Annotated in this window: 20 protein-coding genes; 16 read left to right on the forward strand and 4 right to left on the reverse strand. The window is 72.0% G+C overall.

The window, feature by feature from the left end; translation table 11 throughout:
• Window positions 1–97: 97 nt before the first annotated feature.
• From OG199_RS33760 to OG199_RS33795, 8 genes are all read left to right on the forward strand, one after another.
• The gene (locus OG199_RS33760) at window positions 98–1,531 is read left to right on the forward strand and encodes a transcription antitermination factor NusB (RefSeq protein WP_356805568.1); all 1,434 of its coding nucleotides are present in this window, start codon (window positions 98–100) and stop codon (window positions 1,529–1,531) included.
• Between the two features lie 177 nt (window positions 1,532–1,708).
• Window positions 1,709–2,395 (forward strand): ribulose-phosphate 3-epimerase, encoded by a 687-nt coding sequence (gene rpe, locus OG199_RS33765; RefSeq protein ID WP_351721100.1) that lies wholly within the window; start codon window positions 1,709–1,711, stop codon window positions 2,393–2,395.
• Between the two features lie 78 nt (window positions 2,396–2,473).
• Window positions 2,474–3,517 carry a sugar-binding transcriptional regulator gene (locus OG199_RS33770; RefSeq protein ID WP_266697680.1) on the forward strand — a complete coding sequence of 348 codons (1,044 nt, stop codon included), beginning with the start codon at window positions 2,474–2,476 and terminating at the stop codon, window positions 3,515–3,517.
• Between the two features lie 145 nt (window positions 3,518–3,662).
• Window positions 3,663–4,085 carry a ribonuclease domain-containing protein gene (locus OG199_RS33775; RefSeq protein WP_405832637.1) on the forward strand — a complete coding sequence of 141 codons (423 nt, stop codon included), beginning with the start codon at window positions 3,663–3,665 and terminating at the stop codon, window positions 4,083–4,085.
• Entirely contained in the window at window positions 4,082–4,459 is a 378-nt protein-coding gene (locus OG199_RS33780) for a barstar family protein (protein ID WP_356805572.1), read from the forward strand. The genes OG199_RS33775 and OG199_RS33780 overlap by 4 nt, the downstream gene beginning before the upstream one ends.
• 106 nt (window positions 4,460–4,565) lie before the next feature.
• A complete protein-coding gene (locus OG199_RS33785) occupies window positions 4,566–6,008 on the forward strand; it encodes a GuaB1 family IMP dehydrogenase-related protein (RefSeq protein ID WP_168533426.1) in 1,443 nt (480 codons plus the stop codon).
• Window positions 6,009–6,358: 350 nt separating this feature from the next.
• Window positions 6,359–7,825 carry an amino acid permease gene (locus OG199_RS33790; RefSeq protein ID WP_405832639.1) on the forward strand — a complete coding sequence of 489 codons (1,467 nt, stop codon included), beginning with the start codon at window positions 6,359–6,361 and terminating at the stop codon, window positions 7,823–7,825.
• Between the two features lie 10 nt (window positions 7,826–7,835).
• Complete coding sequence (locus tag OG199_RS33795; RefSeq protein WP_356805575.1) at window positions 7,836–8,288, forward strand: Lrp/AsnC family transcriptional regulator; 453 nt, start codon at window positions 7,836–7,838, stop codon at window positions 8,286–8,288.
• Between the two features lie 289 nt (window positions 8,289–8,577).
• Here the strand turns inward: OG199_RS33795 and OG199_RS33800 are convergent, their stop codons facing one another.
• Window positions 8,578–9,318: a GntR family transcriptional regulator gene (locus OG199_RS33800; RefSeq protein WP_356805576.1), complete on the reverse strand. Its 741-nt coding sequence runs from the start codon at window positions 9,316–9,318 to the stop codon at window positions 8,578–8,580.
• A gap of 211 nt (window positions 9,319–9,529) precedes the next feature.
• Here OG199_RS33800 and OG199_RS33805 point away from each other — a divergent pair, with 211 nt between their 5' ends.
• The 7 genes from OG199_RS33805 (at window position 9,530) to OG199_RS33835 (ending at window position 18,058) form a co-directional block, all read left to right on the forward strand.
• On the forward strand, window positions 9,530–10,687 hold the full coding sequence (locus OG199_RS33805; RefSeq protein ID WP_405832642.1) for an ABC transporter substrate-binding protein: 1,158 nt from the start codon (window positions 9,530–9,532) through the stop codon (window positions 10,685–10,687).
• The gene (locus OG199_RS33810) at window positions 10,684–11,586 is read left to right on the forward strand and encodes an ABC transporter permease subunit (RefSeq protein ID WP_356805580.1); all 903 of its coding nucleotides are present in this window, start codon (window positions 10,684–10,686) and stop codon (window positions 11,584–11,586) included. The genes OG199_RS33805 and OG199_RS33810 overlap by 4 nt, the downstream gene beginning before the upstream one ends.
• Entirely contained in the window at window positions 11,571–12,404 is an 834-nt protein-coding gene (locus OG199_RS33815; protein ID WP_351721095.1) for an ABC transporter permease subunit, read from the forward strand. The genes OG199_RS33810 and OG199_RS33815 overlap by 16 nt, the downstream gene beginning before the upstream one ends.
• Before the next feature lie 2 nt (window positions 12,405–12,406).
• The gene (locus tag OG199_RS33820; RefSeq protein ID WP_405832644.1) at window positions 12,407–13,486 is read left to right on the forward strand and encodes an ABC transporter ATP-binding protein; all 1,080 of its coding nucleotides are present in this window, start codon (window positions 12,407–12,409) and stop codon (window positions 13,484–13,486) included.
• Window positions 13,487–13,535: 49 nt separating this feature from the next.
• Complete coding sequence (locus tag OG199_RS33825; RefSeq protein ID WP_405832646.1) at window positions 13,536–15,032, forward strand: HAD-IA family hydrolase; 1,497 nt, start codon at window positions 13,536–13,538, stop codon at window positions 15,030–15,032.
• Between the two features lie 497 nt (window positions 15,033–15,529).
• Window positions 15,530–16,318, forward strand: coding sequence for a carbon-nitrogen hydrolase family protein (locus tag OG199_RS33830; RefSeq protein ID WP_401802618.1), 789 nt, complete (start codon window positions 15,530–15,532; stop codon window positions 16,316–16,318).
• Between the two features lie 45 nt (window positions 16,319–16,363).
• Window positions 16,364–18,058, forward strand: a complete 1,695-nt coding sequence (locus OG199_RS33835) for an NAD(P)/FAD-dependent oxidoreductase (protein WP_356804564.1) — start codon at window positions 16,364–16,366, stop codon at window positions 18,056–18,058.
• 125 nt (window positions 18,059–18,183) lie between these two features.
• Here OG199_RS33835 and OG199_RS33840 read toward each other — a convergent pair whose 3' ends face one another.
• The 3 genes from OG199_RS33840 to OG199_RS33850 all read right to left on the reverse strand — a co-directional run bounded on the left by OG199_RS33840 (window position 18,184) and on the right by OG199_RS33850 (window position 21,499).
• A complete protein-coding gene (locus OG199_RS33840) occupies window positions 18,184–19,113 on the reverse strand; it encodes an LLM class F420-dependent oxidoreductase (protein WP_401802615.1) in 930 nt (309 codons plus the stop codon).
• A gap of 70 nt (window positions 19,114–19,183) precedes the next feature.
• Window positions 19,184–19,879: a DUF5995 family protein gene (locus OG199_RS33845; RefSeq protein ID WP_405832648.1), complete on the reverse strand. Its 696-nt coding sequence runs from the start codon at window positions 19,877–19,879 to the stop codon at window positions 19,184–19,186.
• 210 nt (window positions 19,880–20,089) lie between these two features.
• Window positions 20,090–21,499 (reverse strand): solute carrier family 23 protein, encoded by a 1,410-nt coding sequence (locus OG199_RS33850; RefSeq protein ID WP_356804561.1) that lies wholly within the window; start codon window positions 21,497–21,499, stop codon window positions 20,090–20,092.
• A gap of 121 nt (window positions 21,500–21,620) precedes the next feature.
• Here OG199_RS33850 and OG199_RS33855 point away from each other — a divergent pair, with 121 nt between their 5' ends.
• Complete coding sequence (locus tag OG199_RS33855; RefSeq protein WP_401802606.1) at window positions 21,621–22,895, forward strand: alginate lyase family protein; 1,275 nt, start codon at window positions 21,621–21,623, stop codon at window positions 22,893–22,895.
• The last annotated feature ends 97 nt before the right edge of the window (window positions 22,896–22,992 follow it).

The following is a 22,992-nucleotide window of genomic DNA, read 5'->3' on the forward strand; positions in this document are numbered from 1 at the left end:
GAGGGGCCCCGGCCACGCGGAGCGCCCGGCGTCGGACCCCGGCCCGCGGCGTACGCTGAGAGGCGCACCTTTTTCCTGGATCCGGAGCACCTTTTTCGTGAGTGAGCAGTCCCGTCGGCCGAGCAAGCCCGGCAAGCCCTACCGCCGCCCCCAGAAGGACCCCGTCCGCTTCCTCGCCTTCGAGGCGCTGCGGGCCGTGGACGAGCGGGACGCGTACGCCAACCTCGTCCTGCCCCCGCTGCTGCGCAAGGCGCGGGAGAAGGGCGACTTCGACGGCCGGGACGCGGCGCTGGCGACCGAGCTCGTGTACGGGACGCTGCGTCGCCAGGGCACGTACGACGCCGTCATCTCGGCCTGTGTCGACCGGCCGCTGCGCGAGGTCGACCCGCCGGTGCTGGACGTCCTCAGCCTCGGCGTCCACCAGCTGCTCGGGACACGCATCCCGACGCACGCCGCCGTCTCCGCCTCGGTCGAACTCGCCCGAGTCGTGCTCGGCGACGGGCGCGCCAAGTTCGTCAACGCCGTGCTCCGCAAGGTCGCGCGGCAGGATCTCGACGGCTGGCTGGAGCAGGTCGCGCCGCCCTACGACGACGACCCCGAGGACCATCTGGCCGTCGTGCACTCCCACCCGCGCTGGGTCGTCTCCGCGCTGTGGGACTCGCTCGGCGGCGGGCGGGCCGGGATCGAGGACCTGCTGGAGGCCGACAACGAACGACCCGAGGTGACCCTCGTCGCCCGGCCCGGACGCGCCACCGCGGGCGAACTCCTCGACGCCCTGGGGGAGGAGTCCGCCCTGCCGGGGCGCTGGTCGCCGTACGCCGTGCGGCTCAGCGAGGGCGGCGAACCGGGTGCCATCGACGCCGTACGGGAGGGTCGTGCGGGCGTCCAGGACGAGGGCAGCCAGCTGGTGGCTCTGGCCCTCGCGAACGCGCCGCTCGACGGGCCCGACAAGGCCTGGCTGGACGGCTGCGCGGGCCCCGGCGGCAAGGCCGCCATGCTCGCCGGCCTCGCCGCCGAGCGCGGCGCCGTGCTGCTCGCCTCGGAGAAGCAACCGCACCGGGCCGGGCTCGTCGCGAAGGCGCTGGCCGGGAACCCCGGCCCCTACCAGGTCATCGCCGCCGACGGCACCCGCCCGCCCTGGCTGCCCGGCACGTTCGACCGCGTCCTCATGGACGTGCCCTGCACCGGCCTCGGCGCCCTGCGGCGCCGTCCCGAGGCGCGCTGGCGGCGCCGCCCGGAGGACCTGGACGGGTTCGCGTCGTTGCAGCGCGGACTGCTGCGCACCGCGCTCGACTCGGTCCGGATCGGCGGCGTCGTCGGATACGCGACCTGCTCGCCGCACCTCGCCGAGACCCGCGCGGTCGTGGACGACGTGCTCAAGCACTACGAGAACGGCTCGGCCGAACTGCTCGACGCCCGCCCGCTGCTCCCGGACGTACCGGCGCTCGGCGACGGCCCCGACGTCCAGCTGTGGCCGCATCTGCACGGGACGGACGCGATGTACCTGGCGCTGATCAGGCGGACCGCCTGAGCCCCGCCCGCTGAGCCCACCGCGCCCTCTGCCGTCCGGCACGGCACCCCGTGGCCGTGTCGGAAGGGGCCCGCGGGCGGCTCCGCGCGGCATGGCGGACCACCGCGCGGCATCCCGGCGCCGGCCCCGTTCCGGACCGGGGAGAGCAACCGGTGCCGGGCATGGCAGTCTTGGGGCATGGCCGTGCAGATCAACCCCAGCATTCTCTCCGCCGACTTCGCCCGTCTTGCCCAGGAGGCACAGGCGGTGCAGGGAGCGGACTGGCTCCATGTCGACGTCATGGACAACCACTTCGTACCGAACCTCACGCTCGGGGTGCCGGTCGTGGAATCCCTGGCCCGCGCGACGGACACGCCGCTGGACTGCCATCTGATGATCGAGGACGTCGATCGGTGGGCGCCCCAGTACGTCGAAGCGGGTGCCGGTTCCGTCACCTTCCACGTGGAGGCGGCCGCCGCGCCGGTGCGGCTCGCCCGCGAGATCCGGGCCATGGGTGCCCGCGCCTCCATGGCGCTCAAGCCCGCGACCCCCATCGAGCCGTACGAGGATCTGCTGCCCGAGCTCGACATGCTGCTGATCATGACGGTGGAGCCGGGTTTCGGGGGCCAGGCGTTCCTGGACATCATGCTTCCGAAGATCCGCCGCACCCGTGAGCTGATCAGCAAGCACGGACTCGAGCTCTGGCTCCAGGTCGACGGCGGTGTCTCGGCCTCCACCATCGAGCGGTGCGCGGAGGCGGGCGCGGACGTCTTCGTCGCAGGTTCGGCGGTCTACGGGGCATCGGACCCGGCCCAGGCGGTACGTGCATTGCGCACCCAGGCACAGGAGGCGACGGCTCATGCGGCGTGGGCGTGCGACCACTGAACCAAGGGAACGTGAACGCCGCCCATCTGGGCTGATCAAGTACGCCGGATCTGCAAGGATGAACGGCGAATCCAGAGTGTGAACAGCAGTGAGGAGAGCGCCGTGTCGGGTATGTCGGCGGGCCGGTCAGCCATGCGGATGGGACCCGCTGAGCTGGTCCAGGCGGCGGCCATGGCCCGCCGCTTCTACCTCGAGGGCAAATCCAAGATCCAGATCGCCGAGGAGTTCGGCGTCAGCCGCTTCAAGGTGGCCCGGGTCCTGGAGACCGCTCTCGAACGGGATCTCGTGCGGATCGAGATCCGGGTGCCGGCCGAGCTGGACGCGGAGCGCTCCGACGCGCTGCGCGCCCGCTACGGCCTCCGGCACGCGGTGGTGGTCGAGTCCCCGGCCGACGCCGAGGAGTCGCCCGACCCCGAGAACCTCGGAGAGGTGGCCGCCGACCTGCTCGGCGAGCTCGTCAACGAGGGCGATGTCCTCGGTCTCGCCTGGGGCCGCTCCACCATTCACATGGCCGCGGCCCTCGACCGGCTCCCGCCGTGCACGGTGGTGCAGCTGACGGGTGTCTACGACGCCGGGACCGCCGAGCGCGGTTCGGTGGAGGCGGTACGCCGCGCCGCGCAGGTGTCGGGCGGGGACGCCCACCCCATCTACGCGCCGATGCTGCTGCCCGACGCGGCGACCGCGGCGGCGCTGCGCAGCCAGACGGGGATCGCACGCGCCTTCGAGTACTTCGACAAGGTCACCGTCGCCTGTGTCTCCATCGGCTCCTGGGAGCCGGGCATCTCGACGGTGCACGACATGCTCAGTGACGAGGAGCGCGCCCACTACGCGTCCCTCGGTGTCGCCGCCGAAATGTCCGCGCACCTGTTCGACACCGAGGGCCGGCGGGTCGGCCGGGACCTGGGCGAGCGGTGCATCACCGTCGAGGCCGACCGGCTGCGCCGCATCCCCGAGGTCGTCGCGATCGCGGGCGGACAGCGCAAGGCGGCCGCGATCGACGCCGTACTGCGCTCCGGGCTCGTCACCAGCCTGGTGACGGACACCTCGGCCGCGGACTACCTGATGACGGCGGGTCCCGCACCACGCCCGGCGCTGTCCCGCCAGGACCCGGACGGGCCGTGACCGCAAGGGGGCTCACGGCGCCCCCGGAGCGCGCCGTGCCCCCTCGGGCGCCCCACCGCGCCCCACGGACGGCAGGCGGCTCGTGAGGCGCTCTCCGGGGCCCTTACGCGCGCCGCCGACGGCCGGCCGTGGCAGCATCGACGTCATGCTGCCGCGGTCGGTGCCCAGGCTCGTCGCGAGTCTCCTCCTGTGCCTGGCGGCCCTGCTCACGGGGTGCTCCTCGGCGCCCTCGCCCTCCTCCCCGGCGGACACCGCCCCCGGCCTCTCCGCGGCGCCCGGCTGGGCGCACGGCATGGGCACCGTGCAGGAGGCCCGCCTCCCCGCGGAAGCGCGCGCGACCCTCGCCCTCATCGACCGGGGCGGCCCCTTCCCGTACGCCAGGGACGGCGTCGTCTTCGGCAACTTCGAGCGGCTGCTGCCGCTCCACCGGCGCGGCTACTACCACGAGTACACCGTCACGACGCCCGGCGAACGGGACCGGGGAGCCCGGCGCGTTGTCACCGGGCAGGGCGGTGAGATCTACTACACCGATGATCACTACAAGTCCTTCCGGGCGGTGTTGAGATGATCGACGGCACCCTCGCTGACGTCCTGGCCGCCGCCGGCTGGGCCCACGTCCGGCTCGACCTCGCCGGGGTCACCGACAAACCCGCTTTCATGGACCGCTGCGCCCGCGCCCTCGACCTGCCCGACTGGTTCGGGCGGAACTGGGACGCCCTCGCCGACTGCCTCGGAGACCTGTCCTGGGCCCCGCCCGCGCGTGGACGGCTGCTCGTCGTCACCGGCTGGCGGGACTTCGCCCGGGCCGCGCCACGGGACTGGGGCGTCGCGCAGGAGGTGTTCGCCGAGGCCACCGATCACGGGCGTGGCACCGCGGGGGCGCTCCAGGTCGTCCTCGCGCTTGGAGGATCCGACGACGGCCGGGCCGGTCGGCCTGGATGATGTGTCTGGGTATCCCACCAGGGTCGCCATGGGACAATGAAGTACGTGCTTTCCCCCTGGCTGACCTGTCCGGGGGCCACCTCTGATCGACCGGGATGTGCAGCACGTGCGTTTCCTCAACGACATCCAGCCCCCGTACGACCTGACGTACGACGACGTCTTCATGGTGCCCAGCCGCTCGGCGGTCGGCTCCCGGCAGGGCGTGGACCTCGCCGCGCCGGACGGGACGGGCACCACGATCCCGCTCGTCGTGGCCAACATGACGGCCATCGCCGGCCGCCGGATGGCCGAGACCGTGGCCCGTCGCGGTGGCCTCGTCGTCATCCCGCAGGACATTCCGATCGAGGTCGTCACCGAGGTCGTCACCTGGGTCAAGGGACGCCACCTGGTGCTCGACACCCCGATCATCCTCGCCCCCCACCAGACCGTCGCCGACGCCCTCGCGCTGCTGCCCAAGCGCGCGCACAACGCGGGCGTCGTCGTGGACGAGGACGGCCGCCCGGTCGGCGTGGTCACCGACACCGACCTGACCGGCGTGGACCGCTTCACCCAGCTCTCCGAGGTCATGTCCCGGGATCTGCTGCTGCTCGACGCCGACATCGAGCCGCGCGAGGCGTTCAACAAGCTGGACGGTGCCAACCGCCGCTACGCCCCCGCCGTCGACCGGGACGGCAGGCTCGCCGGCATCCTCACCCGCAAGGGCGCCCTGCGCGCCACGCTCTACACCCCGGCCACCGACGCGAACGGCAGGCTGCGCATCGCCGCCGCCGTCGGCATCAACGGCGACGTCGCGGGCAAGGCGAAGCAGCTCCTCGACGCGGGTGTCGACACCCTCGTCATCGACACGGCGCACGGCCACCAGGAGTCGATGATCAGCGCGATCAGGACCGTGCGCGCGCTCGACCCGCACGTCCCGATCGCGGCGGGCAACATCGTCGCCGCCGAGGGTGTCAAGGACCTCGTCGAGGCGGGCGCGGACATCATCAAGGTCGGCGTCGGCCCCGGCGCCATGTGCACCACCCGGATGATGACCGGCGTCGGCCGGCCCCAGTTCTCCGCCGTCCTGGAGTGCGCAGCCGAGGCGAAGAAGTACGGCAAGCACGTGTGGGCCGACGGCGGGGTCCGCCACCCGCGCGACGTCGCCATGGCACTGGCCGCGGGCGCGTCCAACGTCATGATCGGCTCCTGGTTCGCCGGGACGTACGAGTCCCCGGGCGACCTCCAGCAGGACGCCAACGGACGCCTGTACAAGGAGTCGTTCGGCATGGCCTCCGCCCGGGCGGTCCGCAACCGCACCAGCGAGGAGTCGGCGTACGACCGCGCCCGCAAGGCCCTGTTCGAGGAGGGCATCTCCACCTCGCGGATGTTCCTCGACCCGGCCCGTCCGGGCGTCGAGGACCTGATCGACTCGATCATCGCGGGCGTCCGCTCCTCCTGCACCTACGCCGGTGCCAACTCGCTGGAGGAGTTCAGCGAGAAAGCCATCGTCGGCATCCAGAGCGCCGCCGGATACGCCGAGGGCAAGCCGCTGCACGCCAGCTGGAGCTGACCCGCCCCCTTCCGAACGGCCCCCGCGGTACGTCCGCGCGGGCCGTTCGGCGTTCGCGCACCGGTCCACGGCCCCCCGGCCGGCCGGGGCCGGTAATGGCTCGTCCGGCGGCCCGGGGACGGCGGGCGCAACCATCGAAACGGCCCGCGCAACGAACACGCGCCGAGCCGGGATGAACGCAATGATCTTACGGAGACGCGCAAGGTTGCTGCATTACGCCGGTGAAGGCCCGGCTCATAGGGTCGAGCGCTGTACATGGCGTGGCGGGGACTCCGCTCGGTGGGTCCCTCCTGTCAGGGGTGCCGCCGGTCCTCGCCTTTTCCGACCGGCAGTGATGAAGGAGCCAGCGCGTGCTCGATCCCGGCGCACCCCCGCAGTCCCGCCCACAGACCGCCCCACCGTCCCCGGGTGTCGGCGCGCGTCTGATGCGCCGCAAGCCCGTGGAGCGCCTGGTCGCCGAGGGCGGCCAGGGAGAGGGCGGCACCCTGCGCCGTTCCCTCGGCCTGTGGCAGCTGACGATGATCAGCATCGGTGCCACGCTCGGCACCGGAATCTTCGTGGTCCTCGGTGAGGCCGTCCCCAAGGCCGGACCCGCGGTCACCCTCTCCTTCGTGATCGCCGGGCTCACCGCGCTCTTCTCCGCCCTCTCGTACGCGGAACTGGCGGGCACCATCCCGGTCGCCGGCTCCTCGTACTCGTACGCGTACGCAACGCTGGGCGAACTGATCGCCTGGATCTGCGGCTGGTGCCTGGTCCTGGAGTACGGCGTCTCGGTGGCCGCCGTCGCGGTCGGCTGGGGCGAGTACCTGAACGAGCTGCTCGACGGCACCATCGGCGTCACCATCCCGGACGCGCTCTCCGCGCCGCCCGGCGACGGCGGCGTCTTCAACCTGCCCGCGCTGATCGTCGTCCTGCTCGCCATGGCCTTCCTGCTCGGCGGCGCCAAGGAATCCGCGCGCGCCAACACGATCATGGTCGCCGTGAAGATCGTCGCGCTGCTGCTGTTCTGCGCCATCGGCATCCAGGGCTTCAAGTCCGGCAACTACGAGCACTTCATGCCGCTCGGCATGGCGGGAGTCAGCGCGGCCGGAGCCACGCTCTTCTTCTCGTACATCGGCTTCGACGCCGCCTCCACGGCCGGTGAGGAGGCGAAGAACGCGCAGCGCGACCTGCCCCGCGCGATCATGCTCTCGCTGGTCATCGTGACGGCGCTGTACGTCGTCGTCGCGGCCGTCGCCGTCGGCGCGAAGCCCTGGCGGCGGTTCAACGACTCGGAGGCCGCCCTCGCCGAGATCATGAAGAACGTCACCGGGCAGACCTTCTGGGGCACCCTGCTCGCGGCCGGTGCCGTCATCGCGATCGCCAGCGTCGTCCTGACCGTGCTCTACGGCCAGACCCGCATCCTCTTCGCCATGTCCCGCGACGGACTCGTGCCCAAGGTGTTCTCGCGGGTCCACCCGAAGACCGGCGCGCCCCGCGCCAACACCGTGATCGTCTCCCTGTTCTGCGGTGTCCTGGCCGCGGCGATCCCGCTCGGTCAGCTGGCCGACGCCACCAGCATCGGTACGCTCTTCGCCTTCGCGCTCGTCAACGTCGCCGTCGTCGTGCTGCGCCGGACGCGCCCGGACATGCGGCGCACTTTCCGGGTACCGCTGTCGCCGGTGCTGCCCGCGATCGGCTTCGCGCTCTGCGTCTGGATGATGGGCAGCCTCTCGGCCGTCACCTGGGTGGTCTTCGGAGTCTGGATGGCCGCCGGGCTCGTGTTCTACTTCAGTTACGGCTACCGCCGCTCCCGTATCGCCACCGTAGAGAAGTGAACCACCCGCAGTGCTGAACGATCTCGACGAACGCATCGTGCACGCCCTCGCCGAGGACGCACGCCGCTCCTACGCCGACATCGGCCACATGGTCGGCCTGTCCGCGCCGGCCGTGAAACGCAGGGTGGACCGGTTGCGGGCCACCGGGGCCATCACGGGGTTCACCGTACGGGTGGACCCGGCCGCGCTCGGCTGGGAGACGGAGGGCTTCGTCGAGATCTACTGCCGGCGCAACACCTCGCCGGAGACGATCCAGCGGGGGCTGGAGCGCTACCAGGAAGTCGTGGCCGCCTCCACCGTCACCGGGGAGGCGGACGCGGTCGTGCAGGTCTTCGCGTCCGACATGCGGCACTTCGAGCGCGTGCTGGAGCGGATCGCGGGGGAGCCGTTCGTGGAGCGGACGAAGTCGGTGCTGGTGCTTTCGCCGTTGCTGCGGAGGTTCTCTTCGGGGTCGCCCACGTAGGGCCCGTGGCCGAGACCAGGTGCGGCGCCAGGGGCGGGGCCGGGGCAGGTCGGCGGCCTTCGGGTGGTCCGTGGCTGGTCGCGCAGTTCCCCGCGCCCCTGGAGGGGCGCGGGTCGCTTGCGGCGTTGACGGGTGGGGGCTGCCCGCGGGGCTGACCGGCGCGAGTTGTCCGCGGTGGTGAGTGGCGCGGTTCCCCGCGCGTCTGACGGGCGCAGGTTCCGGTGCTCCCTGACGGGCGCAGGTTCCCGTGCCCCCTGACGGGCGCGGGGCGTCCGTGTCTACTCCGCCTCTACTCCGCCGTCTTCCTCGCCATGGCGTTGTTCCCTATCGAGTTGTGCACGCTGAAGCTCACGGCGTCCGAGCGGTAGCGGTCGTCCGACCACTCCACCGGGCGTCCTTCGCGCGTCGTGGTGACGCGGCGGACGCGAAGCAGGGGGCTGGTGCGGCGGATGCCGAGAAGGTCGGCGTCCTGGGCGCCGGCCGCCACCGCGTCGATGACGTGCTCGCCGTAGGCGAAGACCAGGCCCGTGTCCTCGAAGAGCCGCTGGGTCACGGAGGGGCACTCGGGCTCGATGGCCTCGACGGCGGGGGAGATCCAGTCGGCGTACACGGTCCGCTCCAGGAGCACCGGCTCGCCGTCCAGACCACGCACCCGCAGCACGTGCAACACGGCCGTCCCCTCCGGCAGTTGGAGGCGCACGGCATCCTCGGCGGTCGCCGGACGGTACGTCTGCTCGACCACGCGTCCCGTCGCCTCCCGCCCCATCGTGCGTGCCCACTCGGCGAAGCTGCGCAGCTCGGCGAAGCTCTGGCTGCGGCGGCTGGCCAGCACCACCCGGCGCGCGCCCTGGCGGGACCCGATCAGGCCCTCGGCGGTCAGGGCCGCGACGGCCTGCCGGACCGTGCCGCGCGCCACGCCGTACTGTGCCGCGAGGTCCGTCTCCGCGGGCAGCAGACTGCCCACCGTGTACTCCTCGCGGTCGATCGCCCGCCGCAGCTCGTCGGCGATCTCCTCGTGTCGCGCCCCCATGCTTCCCCTCTGATCCGGCTGCTGTGCACAGCGTGACCAGCGTAATCGAGATCGGACGGTGATCTGGGCAGCTCGGGATTGTGCAGGGAATCGGGGTTCAGGGTTTCGCCAGTGTTTACGAACAGGACACCGGAGCCGGGCCTACTGGGGTCAACTTGTTCAGACAAGTTCTCCGCTCCATCACACCCTCGTGCGTACTCCTGGAGAGACCGTGACCGTGTTCCTGCCGAGGACCGCCGTCCTCACCGGCGGCCTCGCCGTCGCCGCCGCCCTCGCCCTCAGCGCCTGTGGCGCGGCCCCCGACGACAAGGCGACCACCGCCGACGGCAAGAGCGCGGCCACCGCGACCTCCGCCGCGGACTTCGGTGGTCTCGACGCCCTCGTGAAGGCGGCGAAGAAGGAGGGCACGCTGCACGCGATCGCGCTGCCCCGTGACTGGGCCAACTACGGCGCGCTGATCGACGGCTTCACCAAGAAGTACGGCATCAAGATCGACGTGGAGAACCCGGCCGGCTCCAGCCAGGACGAGATCAACGCCGTCACCTCGCGCAAGGGCCAGGACCGTGCGCCCGACGTTCTCGACCTGGGCAGCTCGTTCGCGCTGAGCGCCGCCCAGCAGGGGCTGCTCGCGCCCTACAAGGTGACCTCGTTCGCCGACATCCCCGAGGCCCAGAAGGACCCGAAGGGGCAGTGGTTCAACGACTACGGCGGCTACGTCTCCATCGGCTGCGACGCCAAGAAGGTCAAGGAGTGCCCCAAGACCTTCGCGGACCTGCTCAAGCCGCAGTACAAGGGCCAGGTCGCCCTCAACGGCAACCCCACCAAGTCCGGTTCGGCGTTCGGCGGCGTGTACGCGGCCGCCCTCGCCAACGGTGGCTCCTTCGACGACATCCAGCCCGGCATCGACTTCTTCGGCAAGCTGAAGAAGAGCGGCAACTACACGCCCGTCGAGTCGACCCCGGCCACCGTCGAGAAGGGCGAGACGCCGATCAGCATCGACTGGGACTACCTGAACGCCGGCTACGCCGACGAGTTCAACTCCAAGGGCCTCGACTGGACGGTCACGGTCCCCGCGGACGGCCAGTACGCCCAGTACTACTCCCAGGCCATCAACAAGGACGCCCCGCACCCGGCGGCGGCGCGCCTGTGGCAGGAGTACCTCTACAGCACCGAGGGCCAGAACCTCTGGCTCAAGGGATACGCCCGCCCGGGCCTGATGCCGGCCATGGACACGGCAGGCACGCTCGACAAGACCGCCGCCGCCGCGCTTCCCAAGGTCTCGGGCACGCCGAGCTTCCCGACCGAGGACCAGCAGAACAAGGCCAAGGGCGTCCTCGCCCAGGGCTGGGGCAAGGCCGTCTCCGGATGACCGTCGCCCTCACCGAGGCCGACACGGTGCCCGCCGCTGCCCCACGGCAGCGGCGGCGCCGCGCCGTCGGCCCGCTCGCCGTCCTTCCGCTGCTCGCCTTCGTCGCCATCGCCTTCGGGGTCCCCGCCCTGGCCATGCTGAACGGCGCCTTCACCCTCAAGGACCAGGCCACCGGTGCCACTTCGTACACCACGGCCAACCTGACCGCCTCGCTCCAGGGCGCGTACCTCACCGCCCTGGTCGGCAGCGTCAAGCTGTCCGCCGTCTCGGCCGCCCTCGCGACCGTGCTCGGACTGCTGCTCGCCCAGGCCGTGGTCACCTCCCGCTTCCGCGCGCTGCGCGAGGCCGTGCTGACCGCGTCCGGTGTCCTCGCCAACTTCGGCGGTGTCCCGCTGGCCTTCGCGTTCGTCGCCACCCTCGGCAACGCGGGCGTCCTGACCCGGCACCTGGGCCTGTCCGACAAGGGCTGGAACCTCTACAGCTTCTGGGGACTGGTCATCGTCTACCTCTACTTCCTGATCCCGCTGATGGTCCTCACCATCACGCCCGCCCTGGACGGACTGCGCTCCCAGTGGCGCGAGGCCGCGCAGAACAACGGCGCCACCGGGGTCCAGTACTGGCGCCATGTCGCCCTCCCCGTCCTCGCGCCCTCACTGCTCGGCGGTCTCGTGCTGCTCTTCGGCAGCGCCTTCGCGGCGTACGCCACCGCCGCGGCCATGGTGGGCAGCGCGGTCCCGCTGGTCACCCTGCAGATCGCCGACGCCATCTCCGGCAACGTCCTGGTGGGCCAGGAGAACGTGGCACTCGCCCTCAGCCTCGACATGGTCCTCGTCGCGGGCCTGGTCATGGCCGTGTACCTGCCCCTGCAACGACGGAGCGCGCGATGGCTGGAAGCGTGAACAAGTCCCCGCGTGTGCGCCCCTGGCGCGGCGTCGTCCTGGCCTTCGCCGGGCTCTACTTCCTGGTCCCGCTCGCCGCGTCCCTGGTCTTCACGGTCGACGTGCCGAACCAGGGGATCACCTTCGACGCGTACAGCCAGATCGTCGGCGCCGACGGCTTCACCTCCAGCCTGCTGCTCTCGCTGGAACTGGCCGCCGCCACCATCGCCGTGGTCCTGCTGCTGATGGTGCCGGCGATGGTCGCCCTGCGGCTGAGCGCCCCGAAGCTGCGGCCCGTCGTCGAGGTCATCTGCTCGCTGCCGCTGGTCGTCCCGCCGATCGCGTTCGTCGCCGGGATCTCCACGGTCCTCAAGTGGGGGCCCGAACACCTCTCCCGCACCCCGCTCTTCCAGACGTTCGTGGCACTGCAGAACCCCGACTTCCCGTTCGTGCTCGTCCTCGCCTACGTCGTGATGGCCCTGCCCTTCGTGTACCGGGCCCTGGACGCCGGACTGCGCGCCGTCGACGTACGCACCCTCGTCGAGGCCGCCCGCAGCTGCGGGGCGAACTGGCCGCAGGCGCTGGTACGGGTCGTGCTGCCCAACCTGCGGGGGGCACTGCTCAACGCCTCCTTCCTCACCCTGGCCCTGGTGCTCGGCGAGTTCACCGTCGCCCAGCTGCTCGGCTTCCAGCCGTTCGCCGTGTGGATCTACAGCATCGGCGGGTCGCAGGCCCAGCTCTCCGTCGCCGTCTCCGTGCTCAGCCTGCTCGTCACCTGGGCACTGCTCCTCTCGCTCGCCGGACTCGGCGGGCGCTCCCGTACCGCTTCCCGGGGATGACCATGACCCTCACCACGCACAAGACCGCCCCGGCCGTGGAGAAGGCCGCCACCGTCGAATTCCGAGGCCTGCGCCGGTCGTTCGGCACGACCGTCGCCCTCGACGGACTCGACCTGACCGCGCGGCCCGGCGAACTCCTCGCCCTGCTCGGCCCGTCCGGCTGCGGCAAGACCACCGCGCTGCGGATGCTCGCCGGCTTCGAACACCCCGACTCCGGCGAGGTGCTGGTCGACGGCGAGGACGTCACCCGCGTCCCCGCCCACCGCCGCGACGCCGGAATGGTCTTCCAGTCGTACAGCCTCTTCCCGCACCTCAGCGCCCTCGACAACGTGGCCTTCGGGCTGCGCATGCGCAAGGTGCGGACGGCGGAGCGACGCTCCCGAGCCGCCGAACTGCTCGACCTCGTGGGCCTGGCCGACAAGGGCGAGCGCTTCCCCCACCAGCTCTCCGGCGGCCAGCAGCAGCGCGTCGCGCTGGCCCGCGCGCTCGCCCTGCGCCCGCGTGTCCTGCTCCTCGACGAGCCGCTCTCGGCGCTCGACGCGAAGGTGCGGCTCAGCCTGCGCGAGGAGATCCGCAGGCTCCAGCAGGAACTCGGCATCACCACCCTGTTCGTGACGCACGATCAGGAAGAGGCGCTGTCCATGGCGGACCGCGTCGCCGTGATGCGGTCCGGACGGCTCGAACAGTGCGCGGCGCCCGCCGAGTTGTACGGGCGGCCGGCCACCGCGTTCGTCGCCGAGTTCGTCGGCACGATGAGCCGCATCCCGGGGCGTCTTGAGGCCACGACGGTCGAGGTGCTCGGACAGCGGCTGCCGGTCGACGGGGACGCGCCCGACGCGCGGGAGGTGGACGTGCTGGTGAGGCCCGAGGCGGTACGGGTGCAGGCGGACGACGCCGGTGACGCCCGGGTCGTGGCCGGCGCGTTTCTCGGGGCCGCGACCCGGGTCACCGTGCGGCTCGCGGACGGCACCGAGGTGAAGGCCGACCTGCCCACGCACGAGGCCGCCGGCCTCGGTCCCGGCGCGGCCGTCACCGTGCGCCTGCCGGAGCGGCCGGTCCTGGTCGCCGAGCGCACGCACTGACCGACTCCGCTCCCGGCCCCTTCCCCCTCACCGGGGCCTCCCCCCACTGATGAAAGAGAACACCGTGACCCACCGCGCCACCCCCCGACTCCCGCTCCAGGCCGTCCTGTTCGACATGGACGGCACGCTCGTGGACACCGAGCGACTGTGGTGGGAGGCGGTGGAAACGGTGGCCGTCGGGCTCGGGCGCCCGCTCACCGGGGCGGACCAGCCGGAGGTCCTCGGGCGGCCCGTCGAGTACACCGCCGACTGGCTGGGCGCGGTCACGGGGACCCCGGCGGAGGGCATCGCCGCCGGGCTGCACCGGGAGTTCGCCGACCGCGTCCGGACCGGGATCGTGCCCCGCCCGGGCGCGCTGCGGCTCCTCGGGGACCTGGCGCGCGAGGGCGTCCCCACCGCCCTGGTGACCGCCTCCCCACGTGCCGTCGCCGACACCGTCCTGGACGCGCTCGGTGCCGCGCACTTCGCCACCTCCGTCACCGCCGACGACACCGAGCGCACCAAGCCCGCTCCCGATCCCTACCTCGCCGCCTGCCGCGCCCTCGGTGTCGACCCCGCCCTCTGTGTGGCCGTCGAGGACACCGAGACCGGTGTGGCCTCCGCCGAGGCCGCGGGGTGCGCGGTGCTCGCCGTGCCCTCGCTCGCACCGATCGACCCCGCCCCCGGACGCACGGTCCTCACCAGCCTGGAGGAGGTGACGCCGGACCGGCTGCGGGGCATGCTGGCGCCCCGTGAGCTGCGGGTGATGAGCTGGAACCTCTGGTACGGCGGCACCGAGGTCGACGACCACCGCGAGAAGCAGCTCAAGGTCATCACGGAGACGGGCGCCGACGTGGTCGGCCTCCAGGAGACGTACGGGAACGCGGCACGGGAGCTGGCCGAGGCTCTCGGCTGGCACCACCACCGGGCCGGGGACAACCTCGGGATCATCAGCCGCCACCCGATCACCGCCCGCCTCGGCGCCCCGGAGGTCGGTTTCTACGGCGGCACCGGGGTGCGGATCCGGCTGGACGGCGGCCAGGAGGTGGCCGTCTGGAGCACCCACCTCGACTACACGCCGTACGGACCGTACGAGGCCCGCTTCGACGGGCTCCCCACGGCCGGACTGATCGCCCACGAGGCCGGCCGGCTGGGCCAGATGCGGGAGATCCTGCGCGAGATCGACGCCGCGGCCGTCCCCGGCGTCCCCGTGATCCTGGTCGGCGACTTCAACAGCCCCTCCCACCTGGACTGGCCGGACGTCGAGTGGCCGGTGACCCGGGCGGCCGAGGAGGCCGGCCTGCGCGACTCCTACCGTGAGGCGCACCCCGACCCGGTCCGGGACCCGGGCCACACCTGGTCGCCGATCCACACCGAGCACGAGGACGGCAGCGGCCGCCCCGAGCCGCAGGACCGCATCGACTTCGTCCTGCACGACGGACGCGGCCTGCGCGTACGGGACTCGCGCACCGTCGTCACCGGCACCCCGCGCGCCTGGCCCCACGTCACGGACAACGCCTGGCCCTCGGACCACGCGGCAGTCCTCACCACGTTCACCCTCGACTAGACGCCCCCCCGCCGACCCCCCCAGCTCCCCGCGCCCCGGAATCCCTATTCCGGGACCGCGGGGACCGGCGTTTCGGGGACGCGGACACCAGCTCTTCCGGGCCGGCGGAGACCGGCATTTTTCAGGGGGCGTGGGGACCGGCCTTTTAGGGGCGCGGGGAACTGCGCGCTCAGCCCCTACGCACCGGCACTCGACACCGCACGGAGCCACCCCAGGGGCGCGGGGAACGGCGCGCCCAGCCCCACCCACCCGCATCCGACACCGCATCCGACTCCGCCCCCGGGGACCCGGGGCGAAGCCCCGGAACCGACCCTCGAGGCCCCGGGGAGGCCCGCGGGAGGCCTCCCAGAGACCCCTCACAACAAATCACCGCCGGACGGCCCCCGCACGCAACGATTCGTTCACCGGCACGCAACGGCTCCTCCTTGTCCACGCTGGCCAGGCGCCCGTACCGTCTACCTGGCCCCCAAACCCATCCGTACCGGTGAGGAACACGCATGCGCACAGCCCTGCTCCAGAGCTCCGGCCGCCCCGGCTCCGTCGTCGAGAACCTCAAGGTCCTCGACGCCGCCGCGGGTCGCGCCGCTGCCGCCGGCGCCGGGCTGCTGGCCGCACCCGAGATGTTCCTCACCGGCTACGCGATCGGCGACGACATCGCGCGTCTGGCCGAGCCCGCCGACGGCGACGCCGCCGACGCGATCGCCGAGATCGCCACCCGGCACGGCGTGGCCGTCGCCTACGGCTACCCCGAGCGCTCCGGCGAGCGGGTCCACAACTCCGCGCAGCTGATCTCCGCCGACGGCACCCGGCTCGCGAACTACCGCAAGACCCACCTCTTCGGCTGCTTCGAGCGCGACCACTTCACCCCGGGCGACCAGCCGGTGGTCCAGGCCGAGCTGAACGGCCTCCGCGTCGGCCTGATGATCTGCTACGACGTGGAGTTCCCGGAGAACGTCCGGGCGCACGCCCTCGCCGGCACCGACCTCCTCGTCGTGCCGACCGCGCAGATGCACCCCTTCCAGTTCGTCGCCGAGTCCGTCGTCCCGGTGCGCGCCTTCGAGAACCAGATGTATGTCGCCTACGTCAACCGGGTCGGCGTGGAGGGGGAGTTCGAGTTCGTCGGGCTGTCCACGCTGGCCGGGCCCGACGGGGTCGCCCGCACCCGCGCCGGGCGCGCCGAGGAGCTGGTCCTCGCCGACGCCGACCCCGCCTTCCTCGCGGCCTCGCGCGAGGCGAACCCGTATCTGAAGGACCGCCGCCCCGGCCTCTACGGGTCGCTCGCCTGAACTTCCAGCCCTCCCCGAAGCTTTGTCGCAAGGAGTCCGTACCCCATGACGTCCACGGTGCCCACCGCCGTCCAGCACACCGACGCGCAGCAGCCGCCGATCACCATGTTCGGCCCGGACTTCCCGTACGCGTACGACGACTTCCTCGCGCATCCCGCGGGCCTCGGCCAGATACCCGCGACCGAGCACGGCACCGAGGTCGCGGTCATCGGCGGCGGACTCTCCGGCATCGTGGCCGCCTATGAACTGATGAAGATGGGCCTCAAGCCCGTCGTGTACGAGGCGGACGAGATCGGCGGCCGGCTGCGCACGGTGGGCTTCGACGGGTGCGACCCCTCGCTGACGGCCGAGATGGGCGCCATGCGTTTCCCGCCGTCGTCGACCGCCCTCCAGCACTACATCGACCTGGTGGGACTGGAGACCCGGCCGTTCCCCAACCCGCTCGCGGAGAGCACGCCCTCGACGGTCGTCGACCTCAAGGGCGAGTCGCACTACGCGACCACCGTCGACGACCTGCCGCAGGTCTACCGCGACGTGATGAACGCGTGGAACGCCTGTCTCGAGGAGGGCGCCGACTTCTCCGACATGAACCGGGCCATGCGCGAGCGCGACGTCCCGCGCATCCGTGAGATCTGGGCGAAGCTCGTGGAGAAGCTCGACAACCAGACCTTCTACGGTTTCCTCTGCGACTCGGACTCCTTCAAGTCCTTCCGGCACCGTGAGATCTTCGGCCAGGTCGGCTTCGGCACGGGCGGCTGGGACACCGACTTCCCGAACTCGATCCTCGAGATCCTTCGCGTCGTCTACACCGAGGCCGACGACCACCACCGCGGCATCGTCGGCGGCTCCCAGCAGCTGCCGCTGCGGCTGTGGGAGCGCGAGCCGGTGAAGATCGTCCACTGGGCGCCCGGGACCTCGCTGGCCTCGCTGCACGACGGTGCCCCGCGTCCGGCGGTGACCCGGCTGAACCGCACGTCGGGCAACCGGATCACCGTGACGGACGCGAACGGCGACATCCGCACCTACCAGGCGGCGATCTTCACCGCGCAGTCCTGGCTGCTGCTCTCGAAGATCGCCTGCGACGACTCGCTCTTCCCCATCGACCACTGGACGGCGATGGAGCGGACCCACTACATGGAGTCGAGCAAGCTCTTCGTGCCCGTCGACCGTCCGTTCTGGCTCGACAAGGACGAGACGACCGGGCGTGACGTCATGTCGATGACCCTCACCGACCGGATGACCCGCGGCACCTACCTCCTGGACGAGGGCCCGGACAGGCCCGCCGTCATCTGTCTCTCGTACACGTGGTGCGACGACAGCCTGAAGTGGCTGCCGCTGTCCGCGAACGAGCGGATGGAGGTCATGCTGAAGTCGCTCGGCGAGATCTATCCGAACGTCGACATCCGGAAGCACATCATCGGCAACCCGGTGACCGTCTCCTGGGAGAACGAGCCCTACTTCATGGGGGCGTTCAAGGCCAACCTGCCCGGCCACTACCGCTACCAGCGGCGCCTGTTCACGCACTTCATGCAGGACGCGCTGCCCGAGGACAAGCGGGGCATCTTCCTCGCGGGCGACGACATCTCCTGGACCGCCGGCTGGGCCGAGGGCGCCGTCCAGACCGCGCTGAACGCGGTCTGGGGCGTCATGCACCAGCTGGGTGGAGCGACCGACGCGACCAACCCCGGGCCGGGCGACGTCTACGACGAGATCGCGCCGGTGGAACTGCCCGAGGACTGAGGGTCCACGGCCGGGGGCCGGGACGGCCGCCGGGGCGGTCGGGGTGCTCGGACCCGGCCGCGGAGCCGTGCCGGCGGTCGGGGTGCTCGAACCCGGCCGCGGACCCGTGCCGGCGGTCGGGGTGCTCAGACGCCGGCCGCGCGGGCGAGCCCGTACACCTCCGCCGCGACGTCCTCAAGCTCCGTGGCGTCGCGGAGCGGTGCCTGGAGATCGAGCAGGAACTCCCCGACCCCGTCCACCTGGTGTGCGGCCAGGTCCTCGGCGATCTGTGCCGCGCTGCCCGTGAACAGGGGACGTTCGGCGCCCTCGTACGGCTTGGCCGTGTACCGCGCGTTGACGCGGACGCAGACCTCGATCGGCCGTGACCTGCCGCGCTCGGCGGCCAGTTCCTGGAGCCGGGTCCACTCCTCGGTGAGCTGGCCGACGCCCTGGGCGGTCGGCATCCAGCCGTCCGCGCGGTCGACCAGCCGCCGCGACGCCTTCGGGCTGTTCGCCGGCAGGTACACCGGGATCGGACGCGCGGGCTTCGGCCCGACCTCGGACGGGGCGATGGTGGTGAGCTCACCCTCGTACGACACCGGGTCCGGTCCCCAGACCGCCGCGCAGACGTCCAGGAGCTCGTCCAGGACCTTGCCGCGCTTCTCGAAGGGCGCCACGGCGGCCGCCGCGTACTCGTCGTGGGACCACCCGGTACCGAGGCCCGCCACCACCCGGCCACCGCTGGCCGCGTCCAGCGTGGCGAGCGAGCGTGCCAGCTGGAAGGGGACGTGCAGCGGCGCCACCAGCACGCTGGTGCCGAGCCGGGCCCGCCCGGTCGACGCGGCGGCCAGGGTCAGGGTCACCAGCGGCTCGGCGACCGAGCGGTAGGAGTCGGGCCAGGCCAGCCCCGGAATTCCGTACAGCCCCTGGGTGGCCGGTTCGGGGAAGAGCACCCGCTCGAACACCCACAGGCTCTCGTAGCCGGCCTGCTCCGCGGCGCGGGCCACCGCCGGCACATCGCGCCCGAGGTCGTACTGCTTCATCTGCGGAAGGCCGAGTCCGAGCCGGATCGCCATACCAGTCGCCCCTTTGCACGTCGGTGAGCCGTTCGGTCAACGTACAGCGATCACGGGGAGGTTCACCGGGTTACCGTCCGCAGTGGCCGGTTCGATCCCCCAATGGGGTCAGTATCATCCGTCCGGTCAGGCCCACCGTCGCGTCGAGACGGTCGCCGAACTCCCTGGCGAGGCCGGGGAGTCCGCGCAGCGCCCACAGCGCCCGCGCCGCCGACCAGCCGGCGTCGCGCGCCCGCTCCAGGCTCCACGCGCCCAGCAGATGGGTGAGCGGGTCGGCGACCTCCAGGAGGTCGGGTCCCGGCATCAGGTCCTCGCGGACGCGCTCCTCCATCGATACGAGGAGGTCGCCCACGCGCTCGAACTCGTCCTCCAGGTCGGCCGGTTCGCAACCGAGCGCTCGGCAGCTGTCCACGACGGCCAGCGGCAGATCGTGTCCGACGTGCGCGTTGACGCCCGCGAGCGCGAACTGCAGGGGGAGTACTCCGGGATGGCGCCGGAACTGCAGCAGCGGACGCCAGCAGGCGGGCGGGCACCCCTCCTCGGCCACCGTCAGATACCGCTCGGCGAAACGTACGTCCAGGGTGGCCGCGGCCCCGGGATCCGGGAACTGCCCGGCGTCCAGGCGCCGGTCGATCTCCTCGGTGACGGTGAGGTAGACACGGTTGAAGACCGCGACCCCGTCCCGCTCCGGCAGGGTCGCCTCCAGGGCCCGCATCCGGGAGACGACCGTGTGCACGGGAGTAGTGAAATGTTCCAACTGCGCCATGGGGGAAGGGTCCCAGCCGTGGCCCGGTGGGCGTGCCGCCTGGCCGGGCGGGTCCCCAGAACGGGGGAAAACGTCCCTGCCGGGAGTGTCGCGAGCGGGGGAGCGGTCGGTGTCCGGGATACGTACCCCGCGCCGGGCCGCACGCGGAGCGGAGCGCGCACGCGCGGCCCGGCGCGGTGCGGTGACGGCCGGCTCGACCGCCGTCGCGGCCTACGAGCCGGCGCGCCGATCCGGGCCCTCGGCGACGCCGTCCTCGTCGTAGGCCGACGTGCCCGAGTCGAGCAGCGGCTCCTGGGTCTTGAGGTGGGCCGGCGCCATCGCCCGCAGCGCGTGGTACCCGGTGATCACGACGAGCGTGCCGAGCGCGATGCCGCTGAGCGAGAAGGTGTCCGAGAACTTCAGCGAGACGCCGCCGACGCCGATGATGATGCCCGCCGCGGCCGGCACCAGGTTCAGCGGATTGCGCAGGTCGACCCGGCCGTGCAGCCAGATCTGGGCGCCGAGCAGACCGATCATGCCGTACAGGATGACGGTGATGCCGCCGAGGACGCCGCCCGGGATCGCCGCGACGACCGCGCCGAACTTGGGGCAGACGCCGAACAGCAGGGCGAATCCGGCGGCGGCCCAGTAGGCGGCGGTCGAGTAGACGCGCGTCGCGGCCATCACGCCGATGTTCTCGGAGTACGTGGTGTTGGGCGGGCCGCCGACCGCCGTGGAGAGCATCGAGGCGGCGCCGTCCGCGGAGATCGCGGAGCCCAGCCTGTCGTCCAACGGGTCGCCGGTCATCTCGCCCACCGCCTTGACGTGGCCCGCGTTCTCGGCGACCAGCGCGATCACGACCGGCAGCGCGACGAGGATCGCCGACCACTGGAACGAGGGGCCGTGGAAGTGCGGCAGGCCGATCCAGTCCGCCCTGCCGACACCGGAGAGGTCCAGCCGCCAGTGGTCGGTGACCTTGCCGCCCGCGTCGACCGAATGGATCTTCCCGAAGATCCGGTCGAAGGCCCAGGAGATCACGTATCCGAACAGCAGGCCGAGGAAGATGGCGATCCGGGACCAGAAACCGCGCAGGCAGACCACGGCCAGCCCGGTGAACAGCATCACGAGCAGCGCCGTCCACTGGTCCTGCGGCCAGTACGTGGACGCGGTCACCGGAGCCAGGTTGAAACCGATCAGCATGACGACCGCGCCGGTGACGACCGGCGGCATCGCGGCGTGGATGATCCGTGCCCCGAACCGCTGCACGGCGAGCCCCACCAGGAACAGGACGACGCCCACGACGAACACCGCGCCCGTCACCGTCGCGCTGGTGCCGCCCTGTGCGCGGATGACCGCGGCGACGCCCACGAAGGAGAGCGAACAGCCGAGATAGCTGGGCACCCGGCCGCGGGTGGCGAGCAGGAAGATGACCGTCGCCACGCCGGACATCATGATCGCGAGGTTCGGGTCGAGCCCCATCAGGACGGGCGCCACGAAGGACGCCCCGAACATCGCCACCACGTGCTGGGCGCCGAGCCCGATCGTGCGCGGCCAGGAGAGGCGTTCATCGGGGCGGACGACGGCTCCGGGCGCGGGGTTGCGTCCGTCGCCGTGCAGTTTCCAGCGCACGCCGAGATCCATGGTGCGGCTTCGCTTTCTCTGTACGTGAATCGGTCCGGACCATTGTCAGGGTCAACTGGCGGTTCTACGCTCGCACGGTCCCACTCATGAACTGCGTTCACATGTATGATCGGAGTGCTCGATGGGTAGAAGACCCCGTGCGGGCGTGGTCCTGGCGGCTGTGGTCGCCCTCGCGGCCGCCGTCGTCCCGACCGCCTCGGCCCACGAGGGCCGTTCGACACCGAAGGCCCCCGCCACCGCCGTCCTCGACGGCGCCCGGCTGCAACGGACGAAGATCCGCCTGGACCACGGCGACGCCGGGCTCCGGCACGCCGTCGCGAACCTCACGGCCCGCGCCGACGCCTGGCTGGACCAGGGTCCCTGGACGGTCGTCGACAAGCCCAAGCCCGCCCCCGGAGGCGACGTCCACGACTACCTCAGCCAGGCCCCGTACTGGTGGCCCTCGCAGCCCGCGACCGCCGACAACCCGTGGGGCTGCCCCTACGTCCAGCGCGACGGGCAGCGCAACCCCGAGGTCGACACGGGCACCGACCGCCAGGACGTCGAGAAGGTCTTCGACTCCACGTACGACCTCGCACTCGCCTGGTACTACACCGGCAGAAAGCAGTACGCGCAGAAGGCCGCCACCGTCCTGCGCACCTGGTTCCTCGACCCGGCCACCCGGATGAACCCCGACCTGGCCCACGGGCAGTTCATCCCCTGCAAGTACGACGGCCGGGCCATCGGCATCATCGACTTCTCGCAGTCCTACACCAGCGTCCTGGACGCCGTCGCGATCCTCGACACCGGCGCCCCCGGCTGGTCGAGGACCGACCGCACCGCGATGCGCTCCTGGAACACGGACCTCCGCGACTGGCTGGTGGACAGCACCTTCGGCGTCGAGGAGGGCGCCGCCGCGAACAACCACGGCACCTTCTACGACATGCAGCTCGCCGCCCTGGCGTACGCGACCGGCGACAGGGACCTGGCCCGGCGGACCGTGCTCGACGCGCGGTCCAGGCGCATCGACCCGCAGATCGCCGCCGACGGCACCCAGCCCCAGGAACTGACCCGCACCCGCAGCTGGCACTACTCGACCTTCGACCTCGTCGCCTACACCCGCCTCGCGGCCATCGGCCGGCACGTCGGAGTGGACCTGTGGGCGTACCGGGGGCCGGACGGCCAGAGCCTGTTCAAGGCGGTCGACCAACTGCTGCCCGCCGCCACGGGAGCCGCCCCGTGGCCGTACCCGGAACTGGAGTTCCACCGCTTCGCGGCGAGCGACGTCGTGCACGCGGCCGCCGACGCGGGGGACCGGGCGGCACGAGCGGCCGTACCGGAGCTGGAGGCGCCACCCGGCGGCGACCTCTGGGCGCTGCGGCCGGCCGCGGAGCAGCTCGACTCGATCGCGGGCTGACCCGACGGCGTACGAACACCCAGATCAGGGGCTCCTGAGCGGCCGCTTAGGATGGGGTGCCCCCACCGCCCCTCCCGGCACCCTCAGGAGCCCCGCC

It is taken from the genome of Streptomyces sp. NBC_01176 (assembly GCF_045039825.1).
GTDB lineage: Bacteria > Actinomycetota > Actinomycetes > Streptomycetales > Streptomycetaceae > Streptomyces.

Bases quoted from the DNA above. Each gene is read 5' to 3' on its own strand.
- rpe (WP_351721100.1), top strand. From the start codon at position 1,709: ATGGCCGTGCAGATCAACCCCAGCATTCTCTCCGCCGACTTCGCCCGT.
- OG199_RS33775 (WP_405832637.1), top strand. From the start codon at position 3,663: ATGCTGCCGCGGTCGGTGCCCAGGCTCGTCGCGAGTCTCCTCCTGTGC.
- OG199_RS33780 (WP_356805572.1), top strand. From the start codon at position 4,082: ATGATCGACGGCACCCTCGCTGACGTCCTGGCCGCCGCCGGCTGGGCC.
- OG199_RS33800 (WP_356805576.1), bottom strand. From the start codon at position 9,318: ATGGGGGCGCGACACGAGGAGATCGCCGACGAGCTGCGGCGGGCGATC.
- OG199_RS33810 (WP_356805580.1), top strand. From the start codon at position 10,684: ATGACCGTCGCCCTCACCGAGGCCGACACGGTGCCCGCCGCTGCCCCA.
- OG199_RS33815 (WP_351721095.1), top strand. From the start codon at position 11,571: ATGGCTGGAAGCGTGAACAAGTCCCCGCGTGTGCGCCCCTGGCGCGGC.
- OG199_RS33820 (WP_405832644.1), top strand. From the start codon at position 12,407: ATGACCCTCACCACGCACAAGACCGCCCCGGCCGTGGAGAAGGCCGCC.
- OG199_RS33825 (WP_405832646.1), top strand. From the start codon at position 13,536: ATGAAAGAGAACACCGTGACCCACCGCGCCACCCCCCGACTCCCGCTC.
- OG199_RS33830 (WP_401802618.1), top strand. From the start codon at position 15,530: ATGCGCACAGCCCTGCTCCAGAGCTCCGGCCGCCCCGGCTCCGTCGTC.
- OG199_RS33835 (WP_356804564.1), top strand. From the start codon at position 16,364: ATGACGTCCACGGTGCCCACCGCCGTCCAGCACACCGACGCGCAGCAG.
- OG199_RS33840 (WP_401802615.1), bottom strand. From the start codon at position 19,113: ATGGCGATCCGGCTCGGACTCGGCCTTCCGCAGATGAAGCAGTACGAC.
- OG199_RS33845 (WP_405832648.1), bottom strand. From the start codon at position 19,879: ATGGCGCAGTTGGAACATTTCACTACTCCCGTGCACACGGTCGTCTCC.
- OG199_RS33850 (WP_356804561.1), bottom strand. From the start codon at position 21,499: ATGGATCTCGGCGTGCGCTGGAAACTGCACGGCGACGGACGCAACCCC.
- OG199_RS33855 (WP_401802606.1), top strand. From the start codon at position 21,621: ATGGGTAGAAGACCCCGTGCGGGCGTGGTCCTGGCGGCTGTGGTCGCC.